Origin of the sequence: Sphaerochaeta sp., from assembly GCF_050178175.1 — a bacterium.
Lineage (GTDB): Bacteria > Spirochaetota > Spirochaetia > Sphaerochaetales > Sphaerochaetaceae > Sphaerochaeta.
In genome coordinates this window covers 1-6357 of sequence record NZ_JBFXGH010000122.1, presented here as the reverse complement: position 1 = coordinate 6357, position 6357 = coordinate 1, and the positions used below count along the sequence as shown (strand labels likewise).

Below are 6357 nucleotides of genomic sequence, written 5' to 3'. Positions count from 1 at the left end.
GCTCTGGAGAGGACACACAACCTTTTTACTTCTTCTGATACAACACCGTCTTCTGGTAGTCCGAGGGAAGCATGCCATAGCGTTTCTGGAAGGCTCTCCTGAATGTCTGGGGATTGGAATATCCGCAGAGGGTGGCAATCTCCCCGATGGTCATCTGTTTCTCACTGAAGAGCACCAAGGAACGTTCCAGCCGATAGGTCTCCACATATTGTGCAAAGGAGGTCTCCATCCTGGTCTGCATGAAGTGGTAGAGGAAGCTCTCCTTCATTCCAAAGTGCTCTGCCATATTGGAGAGATTGAGGGAAGGATCTGCATAGTAGTCCTGGATATAGGAAACAATCCTCCGGACCAAGACCTCATCCTTGTCATTATTCGTCCTGTTGATCGCCAGAGCCTGGGAGAGGAAGAACTGCTTGGCATCTGCAAAGGTAGTGAAGACTGATTGATTCAAGGGCATCCTCATCCCTTGGCTGAGCTTGATCGCAGTAGCATAGAGCACCTTGAGCAGGTTCCCATGCTCCTCCGGTCCCAGACTTCGTGCCACAAAGTTATCCTGCTCGATGGTCTGGAGAATCTCCTCAAGCGCCTCACGCTCACCACGCAAGACCGCACCACTGAGCTTACGCTCCATATCTGCAGTATAGTGGTAGGGTTCCCTTTTCAAGGAAAGGTCACGATAGCGGCGCATCACCTCAACTTGTTTCTCACTGACCAAGCTCTGTTGGACCTCGCTACACTCGTTTGTAGCACTAAACACATCATCCAAGCTACGTTTCGGGCTACTGACCGCCATACTGGTAGTACTGGGAGCAACATTGACAAACTCCCTCCAGAACAGGTCTATCTGGGTCTCCAGGAACCTGGAATCTACATGCCAGAGCATGATCCAGATGGAGAATGCATAGTCCATATAAAGATAATATTGCTTCCCAAAAGCACGCTGGGCCTGTTTCTGTGCTGCAATACGGGTAAAATCGATATCCTCCAACCGTTCACTGGAGAGAAAGTCATGCACATCATGGATGGCAATATGCACCATCTGGTAGGTGAAAGACCGAGTCAGATCGATATCCGTCTGTACCTGCTTGAGCATTGCCTGGATCTCTGCGGTTCCAAGCATCTTTCCGTGGATCAATCGTCGGAAGAATGTATCGGTAATAAAGGGTGTACCACCAGCCTGACGGACCAGGGAACGATCCTGTTCTACAATGGACTTGATGTATCCCACAGCTTGCTCGTAGGGAAGCGGCTTCTGCCCCTCCCCGGCAAGCCCAAGTAGCTCATTCCAGTGCCGGTTACTGCGTGCAAGGATATACACAGAGAACAGCCCCAAGAGGAGGAACATGACAATGACCACCCCGGTAAGCAATACCCACAGTGGGCTGAGCATCGCCCTGACCTCCTTGAGAGAAAGGAGAGAATAGAATTTAAGCCCACTCTGATCGGAGCTGGTGACAGAGAGTACATACTCCTGCCCATCAATGAAGATACGATGCTGCCCATCCTCGTAGGATTCTCCCACAATCAGGGAGAGGTCTCCGGATGAGGTAATTACCGTACCCTCACTATCGGTTATATAGACCGTTGGATTCATCCCCTCTACCTGCTCTTGCAGGAGGCCGGCAATATAGCTGCTGTCCAGCAACAACATGATTTTTCCAGCATTGGACCCGGGAATATTCAAGGGGAAGGTCTGCACCAAGGGAATGACTGATTGCTGGCGTCCATGAACCAGAGCTGTGGTCTCAGGGAAAAATTTGCGGGTAAATGGTGCACTCAGATATTTGCTCTTGAACTGTCGGTAATTCAGATTCTCAAAGGCAAACAAGGTAGGATACATCTTCTCAGGGTCGAGAAACGCATTGCGCGAAGAGAGAATATAGCCGCTCTTGTCAGAGTACACATATATCTCACTCAGCATGGCATTGATGTTGGTGGATGTAGGCAACAATGCCTTGGCGTCGATAAGGGCCTGGATATCCTCAGAGCCTACAGGCACTTGGCCCTGGTAGATGAATGTGGCAATATCATTATTGAGCAGCAAGGTCTGGCTGAGTTTGAACATCTGGTCCAGTGAAAGATCGGTGGTGGAACGTATCAGCTGCAACATGGAGTAAGTCTGTTCCTGCTTGTCCCTTCGTACCGTACTCAGCATCCAGGACTGACTCATGACCAGGATGATAAAGCACAAAACCAAGGTAGTGAGGAAGAGAACAACGGTTCTTGCATCAGGAATCTTGCGCTCTATCTTTCTCATAAGTGGAAGCAGTATAGCATACATAAAAGAGCCATGGTTAGCCTTGCAACCAGGAAACGGTCTCCCAGATTGCCACCCCATCGTTGGTCTGTCTCGGCCCAGCGGTACTCCGACCTTGCTCAACGATCGCACGTAACTCTCCCTTCATTTCTTGGACAATCCCTGGATATGCTGAAGCAACATTCACTTGTTCCCTGATATCCTCTTCCAGGTTGTACAGCTGCAGGGAAGGAAGCTGTATTTCATCCTTGCTTCCCGGGACAGGGAAGGACCATCCACCACTGCCCTTGCACATCTCAAGCTTCCAAGGCCCCCTGCGCAAGGAAAGTGATCCATCGATGCTTTGATGCACGAGGGATGGACGAGTCGGGAGTGAGGGAGATTTGAGCGTTGCAAGCATGCTGTAACTGTCCACAGCCTCATCTGCTGCCAGGTCCACTCCCAGATATTCAGCCAAGGTGGCATAAAAGTCACAGAGCGAGACAAGCTGGTCACACGTGGAGCCCGGTTCAATCACTTTCGGCCATCGAATAAGCAGGGGAACCCGATGGCCCCCTTCATAGATGTCAGCCTTCATCCCCCTGAAATGGTAACTCGGGTGATGCCCTGCCCTTTCCAAGGCAGGGAAGTCAGCCGAAGGAGAACAGCCGTTGTCACTGGTGAATACCACCAAGGTATCTTCCCTCAATCCTACCTCATCCAACGCGGAGAGGATTCGCCCAACAACACTGTCACAGTGGAGGACAAAATCCCCGTAGTCATTGGTTTTGGATCTTCCCTGAAACTCCTTGGCAGGAAGGATTGGGGTATGAGGGGCAGGAAGTGCGAAATATAGAAAGAAGGGATGGTCACTCTCTTTTTCGATCACCTCCACTGCCTTGTCTGTGAGGTGGTCCAGCACCTCTTCATGGATAAAATCGTCGGCGGTAAGTCCTTCTCTCCAGTAGCCCATCCCTTCCCCCTTGGTAACCTTGGTAGGGATGGAAGTGAAGCGGTCATCCTTGATGTAGACATAGGGAGGCATGTCCAGCGATCCGCTGATGCCATAAAATGTGTCAAACCCTACAGAAACAGGACCTTTTTTGATCGGCTTGCTGTAGTCTATGGTATGACTGTCTGCAAAACCAGGTTGTTCTATGAAATCATCTTGCTTGGGAAGTTCCATTCCCAAGTGCCACTTGCCTACTGCGTGGGTGGAATATCCCCTCTCCTTGAGCATTTGGGCAATGGTCTTTCTTTGTGCATCAATAAGAGGTGGAGAGAACCCCCCAAGCACTGAGCTCTTGAGTTCACTCCTCCAGTTGTACCTACCGGTGATGATGCTGTAGCGACTTGGAGTACACACTGCACTGGTAGCATGGGCGTCGGTGCATTGCATCCCTTCACGGGAGAGACGGCCGAAATGGGTGGTAGCAAAGGGACAACCAGGATTAAGGGATGAGACATCCCCGTAGCCGAGGTCATCAGCAAGTATGTACACGATGTTTGGCTTCCTCTGCTCCATTTTCCTCTTCTCCCAATGCAAAGCACAAGGCCTTTGACAGCCTTGTGCGCTGATTCCATCCTCGGCTAGTACTTTACTTGTACTGGCGGTCGTAGGCAGTCTGCATCAGGTCCAGAACCTTGGACAACTGTAACTTCTCGAGGTTGGCAAGGTAGTCATTCCAGACCTTGTCATCGTTCACATCAAGGGAACCGACCATGAACTTAACCGCACTCTGACGGATGTAGTTGGCAAGCTCGCGCTTGACGGTGGAGAACTCCTCGTTTTCGTCAGCAGTGAACTTGAGCTTGGGGACCTCAACGGAGGTGTCCTCATATGGCTTGTACAGTTCACGGGTCTCATCGAAGAGTACCTTCTCGTTGTTTTCCGGCTTGTAGTAGTCAGGGTTATCCTTGCTCATTGGAACAGAGGCAAGGCCATTCTTCAAGGAAGGAGTCATCGCTGCTGCATAGGTCTGGATCCAGGTATCATTCTGGGGATCCTTGTCGTTCCACTGAACCAACTCCTGCCAGATTGCCGGCTTGCCATCAAGACCAACCTGTCCTTCCTCTGCCCAGTCCCAAGCTTCGCCCTGGAATCCATTGCGCTGCTGCAGGGTGCCTTCGAGGCTGTACATATAGTCGAAGTAACGGACAATTGCCTCGGCATACTTGGTCTCACTGCTGAGTACCAGTTGGCCTACTTCAGGGTTCTGGAGGAATGCAACTGCATACTGCACGCCATCAGGACCTTCAAGTGGAGCGATTGCGCGGAAGTTATTGAAGCGGTCTCCCCCAATGGTTGAGAACTGACCTCTCCATCCACCGGTTGCAAAGCCAACTACAGGCTCAGAGGAACTCTCCACCAACTGGGTCAGCTGGCTGGAATCCTGGGTGAATGAACCATTGTAGATCAAGCCTTCCTTGTAGAGCTTGTTGATGTATGCAAGACCATCACGGTAAGCGTCCTTGTTCACTGCGGTATCGACCTTCTTTCCATCCATCAGGTAGCCGACGTTGTCATCAGCATTACTGTTGATGTTGGTGTCAAGGTCACAGTAGATGAAGCTGTTGAGCAGGAAGCGCTCAACCTGGTCGGACCAACCAATGATTGAACCTGCAAGGGGAATCTCATCAGCCTTGCCGTTTCCATTGGGATCCTGTGTCTTGATAGCCTTCAATACCTGATAGAACTCTTCAGTGGTGGTTGGGGTCTCAAGACCCAGGGCATCGAGGAATGGCTGGTAGACAAACATCTTTGCCTGGTTTGAACAGTGGTAACAACCTTCCAACCGTGGGAAGGAGTAGATGTTTCCATCGATGTTGGTCATGAATCCAACAGCCCCCGGGAACTCCTCGAATGCCTTCATCATGTTGGGCATCCAATCCTTGCTGTAGTACTCATTGAGTGGCAGGAACAACCCTTCCATGGCACCATAGTTGGTTTCAAGCTCATTGCTTACTGCAAAGCCCAGGAATGCATCCGGATAGTCGCCACTGGCCAGGACCAGGGCAAGTTTCTCGGTGGCAGCCTGCTCGGGGATCATGATGTAGTTCACCTTCACACCGGTCAGCTCTTCCATGTACTTGGTGAAGCGGTTGGTATTGTAATCCTCGACACAAGGTGGCTGTGCGACCATGATATCCACGGTTACCGGGCTTTCCACGATGGGGAAGGTCCCTACCGGGGTATACTGAACTGCGTCCTCAGCTGCGGTAGCCTTGGAACCTTGGGCAAACAGAGTTGCGGGCAACAACAGCGCAACCAACAACACAATCAAGAAATGCTTTTTCATATGTCCTCCTTGGTATCGGATGTCATTGTATGCATCCGGTACGATCAACCTTTGACGGAGCCGATCATGACTCCCTTGACGAAGAACTTCTGGACAAACGGATAGATGACCAGAAGGGGCAAGCTCGCCACAACAATTACCGCATAGCGAATCGTCTCACTCAGACCCTGGGACCGTATCGCTGCCTCCACATCCGTCGTCATGGACGGGGTGTTTCGGTTAATGATAAGGATGTTACGAAGCACAATCTGCAGAGGATACAGGGCCTGGTCCTGAAGGTACAAGAGTGCATCGAAGTACTTGTTCCACTGCCCTACTGCATAAAAGAGAGCGAGGACCGCTACAATTGCCCCACTGAGAGGGAATACAAAGGTGAAGAGGAAGCGGATATCGGAGCATCCGTCTATCTCAGCGGCCTCATACAGTTCATCAGAGATATTCTCCTGCAGGAATGTACGGGCAATGATGACATTCCATACGGTTATCGCATTGGGGAGGATGATCGAGAGTCGGGTATCATAGATACCGAGCTGACGAACCACCAAATAAAGGGGAATGATTCCACCGGTGAAGAGCATCGTGAACAGGATGAACTTGGTTACAAACTTCCGTCCATAGAACTCTTTCCTGGAGAGCGGATAGGCGATCAGCATGGTGAGCATCACGCTGATGACCGTTCCTGTAACCATATAGTAGAGGCTGTTCATGTACCCGGTTCCAATCTGCTTGTTGGTAAAGACCGCCTTGTAACTTACCAGGTCGAAGTTAACCGGGAAGAGCCAGACCTTATGTGCCATCACCGCCTGAGGCTCGCTCAGTGAG

At 51.0% G+C, this 6357-nt stretch carries 4 protein-coding genes; all 4 read right to left on the bottom strand.

Annotated elements, in window-relative coordinates:
- Positions 1-25: 25 nt before the first annotated feature.
- Entirely contained in the window at positions 26-2257 is a 2232-nt protein-coding gene (locus AB7S66_RS10725; protein WP_428519870.1) for a helix-turn-helix transcriptional regulator, read from the bottom strand.
- A gap of 37 nt (positions 2258-2294) precedes the next feature.
- Positions 2295-3761, bottom strand: a complete 1467-nt coding sequence (locus AB7S66_RS10720; RefSeq protein WP_428519868.1) for a sulfatase family protein — start codon at positions 3759-3761, stop codon at positions 2295-2297.
- A 73-nt stretch (positions 3762-3834) separates the two neighbouring features.
- Entirely contained in the window at positions 3835-5535 is a 1701-nt protein-coding gene (locus AB7S66_RS10715) for an ABC transporter substrate-binding protein (RefSeq protein ID WP_428519866.1), read from the bottom strand.
- Positions 5536-5579: 44 nt separating this feature from the next.
- Positions 5580-6357, bottom strand: a 778-nt coding sequence (locus AB7S66_RS10710) for a carbohydrate ABC transporter permease (protein WP_428519864.1), incomplete at its 5' end; no start/stop codon positions are given.